Consider the following 3,471-nt stretch of genomic DNA (forward strand, 5'->3'; position numbering starts at 1 on the left):
CATAGCCCGGCATTATTGATAGGTATCGATTGGTGCTTAAAGAAAAACCTAAAAATTTAGTGTGAAAATTTGGATCGTTTTGATCCATTTTTTTGCCAAAATGTTGTATCTAGTAAAGTGATAAAAAATATCAGAAATGAAAATTATTGATGTGCTAATTTAGGGCTCTAGAATTTCTTTCAACCTATAAGCTTTTTTAGCAAGATAAGTTCTCGCTATTTAAGCTCTAAATGAGGAGCCCTAACATGTGCAATTCTAAAGACGTATCCCCAAAAAATCAAGAAAACCAAGAGAGTCAGGAAACCTTTGTTAGGTCCGTTCAAGAAGTAAAGAGTGACGTGTTAAAAATTGCCAAGAATATGGCCGAAACCCATGATCTTGAGCCAGGTAAACAAATCACAGTCCAAGAGCTTTATGATTTAGCCCAAAAAATTAGTGCTCCTACATGGACAGGGCGAGGCAACGTCTGTCAAGCACATCACATGGGGGAGGCTAAACGACTGCTAAAGATATTAGCGGAAGGTGTGCCTTTAACTAAAGATCCACAATCAGAATACCCTCCAATAATAACATTGGCCGTAGCTCTATCAGCTGCTCTAGGTGAATTACAAGGGGCAATTCAAGTCGAAAAAGCACGTATGAGAAAGGAGGCTGCTGAAAATAATATTAGCAGCTGTACTTTTAGGGAGCAGCAAGATTTCAACTTTGGCGGAATGGTGGGACACTCTCACCCTAATGAAACGTTAAAGAACTTCAATGTACAAGTTGGTTTTAACAATGATGAAGTTGTTATTGATAAGGACAGCCGTAAGGAAGGTGGCTTATATAACTTCACTATTGGAGGAAAGCTTTATGAAAATATCTGTTTAGAGCTTGTATTAACTGGAACCTTTATTAGGCAGTTATTTAATCAATTTGTAACTTCATGTAATGTGCATGCATTCGATCCTGTGTTACTTGTGTTTGCTCTACTAAAAAGTGCCTCACAAGGCTTTAGAGACGATCGTCCTTATGCTGTTAAATCAGTTACTGAACTTTGTAAAGACAACTCATCAGCTCGTAATTTAAGGGATTGGTTAACTAAAGATAGTTTTCATAGGTTTTTCAAGAATTATGCTTCAGTAATTATCCAGCTGGTCTATCATGAAAGTAGGCATCTGATTTATCAAAAGTCCAATGATTTTTTTGCAAGTGAAATTTTTAAGATGCTTGGAGATAAGTTTGGCGTTGCTGATTTCATACTTCATGATGGCATAACTAATGTTGTTAATAATGAGACTGGCTTGCATTATGACTGTAAAGGCAGTGGATCTTATCAAACAGCCAACAAGTCTCAAGGAAACAAACGCTTTAACTCTTCTGGACGTAATAGCCACACAAAAGATCACTGCGCTGTATCTTTAACAACAAAATGCCCTGTAAACAATACTATAACCAAGGGTACTGCTGGTGAGGCAATGAATGTAGATAGCTATGCATTAACTAAGCTTGGCAAGATTTGCTTGATAATGGATAGAGGATACCGTTCAATCGTGCATTTAATGTTAGCTCAGTTTTATGGGCATTATTTTATTGCGAGAGAACTAACAACTTGTAATTACATCATCATGAAAGTGCGAGATCTCCATGGTAATGAAATACCAGAGTTAACCGAGCAATTACAATTCAAATCAGTGAAATCTCCTGAGGCACAAAAGGCAATTGAAGAGCATGGTATTCTAGATTTTACTGTGTTTGCTTCTCGCTATGTTGAGATTAATACAATACCTGATCTAATAGACCATTTAATTGATAAAGCAAGATATAAAAAACAACATCGACGTAGAGCATGCATGGGAAGAGCTCGCATAATTGCGGCAACTAGAGATTGGAAGCACAAAGATGATCATAGACTGATTATTGAGTGTCTATCTCGTCCAGAGTTAGACCTTGATGTTGACTATGATGATACTAATATGAATACCGCACCCTTTAGGAATAAAGGCGATGATTCCAAAGAAAATACTGAAACTGCAGATGCAGCTGCTGAGGTTAAAAGTAAAAGCTCCTCCGATAAAATTATGTATTTGGTAACTAATTTGTCAAGAAGCCAAGCTTCTGCATTAGACGTACGTTTGCTATACATTCTTAGATGGGTTATTGAGCTTTTTGCTAAGACTGAGAAACAAAATTACTCTCTACAAAAGACCAATGCTCGCCACCCAAATACTGTTGTTAATTTACAGATAGCTAGTCTAATTCTAGGTGCGCTAAATAGCTTCGAAATATGTAAAGCAGGAGGATTTATAAGCAATGAGGATGCAGCATATGACATTGAGCATTTGCTTATTCATCAATTTGCTGCAAGCCAAGGTATTACTAGAGAATATGTGGAATTAAATAGCTTTCTTGGGGCACTAAAAAAGCTTTCAAACAATGAAACTCCTAAGAATTCATATAACCCACTTGCTGCTTTGCCTAAAGCTCTTCAAGAGGTAGCTCGTCAAGAGCAACAAAACTTTAAAGGAACAGTATTTTTTAGAGCAGAAGACTTTAGAGCTCTACAAAATTCTCGTAGCAAGAACTTAGGAATTTTAAATTTATCTGCTTATGCAAGAGATCTCCTTCTAAGAAGTGCACTACACGGAGATGCATACGCTCTTGAACAATTCTCTAAGTTTGATAAGGCTATGAGTAGACTAGGCTATAAGAACATTCAATCCGCTATGGTAATTAGGGAAGTTCAGGAAGATTGTCAAAGGTATGATATTCCAATTGATCTGGCAATAACAAAGCCTAAAGCTCCACCTCAAATCTCTTTACTTCAAGCTGCGTCTCTGCCATACATGGGGAACTTAATTGATGAATGTAAGAAAGTTTATACTTCATCCTTAAAAGAAAAGCCGCTCCTTGAGAATGAAATCGAGCAAATTGGTTATTTATTGGATGATTCTGCAAAGAATATTTCTGAAAGTGCTCTGGCTACACATATCTCTTTAAGAGCATACGAAGAAACGAAGGATAACAGACTAGTTTTAGCTTTTATTATCGGTATGGCTATCAATAAAGTAAATGGCGATCCTAATGACCCTTCAGATGTTCCAAAGTCAGAAAATAGCGATCCTCCAGAGTCTGAAGATAGCTTATCTCTAGCGGCATAAAACCCGATTATTCTTAAAAGTCAGTCATACATATTTGTGGGTAGGTTTAAAAATGAACAAACCAGCTTAGGATAGGTGTGCTCAAAAAAAACAGATTTAATTGAGGATCATGTATTTGGAAAAATGTCAAGTGTTGCAATAAAAATAAAACGGCATTTTGAGCCGTCATTTTTCATTATTCAACATAAAATTTTGTAAAAAATCTGTATCTATATTAGGGCGGGGTTGTAGTTTTGGCACAAAAAAACTACCTCAAGGGTAGCATTTCTAAGAAATCTGATAAATAAGCGGTTTTTGCTTAGAAATAAAAATTTAACAATGCCGGGCTATG

The 3,471-nt window shown here is 36.5% G+C and carries 1 protein-coding gene; it reads left to right on the forward strand.

Annotated features, from left to right (window positions below; translation table 11 throughout):
• Positions 1–245: 245 nt before the first annotated feature.
• On the forward strand, positions 246–3,140 hold the full coding sequence (locus tag MXE38_RS11930) for a transposase (RefSeq protein ID WP_246915368.1): 2,895 nt from the start codon (positions 246–248) through the stop codon (positions 3,138–3,140).
• Positions 3,141–3,471: the final 331 nt, after the last annotated feature.

The organism is Anaerobiospirillum sp. NML120448, assembly GCF_023050945.1.
GTDB lineage: Bacteria > Pseudomonadota > Gammaproteobacteria > Enterobacterales > Succinivibrionaceae > Anaerobiospirillum.

What these genes read in the sequence shown, in the direction of transcription:
- MXE38_RS11930 (WP_246915368.1), top strand. Translation starts at nt 246, where the DNA reads ATGTGCAATTCTAAAGACGTATCCCCAAAAAATCAAGAAAACCAAGAG.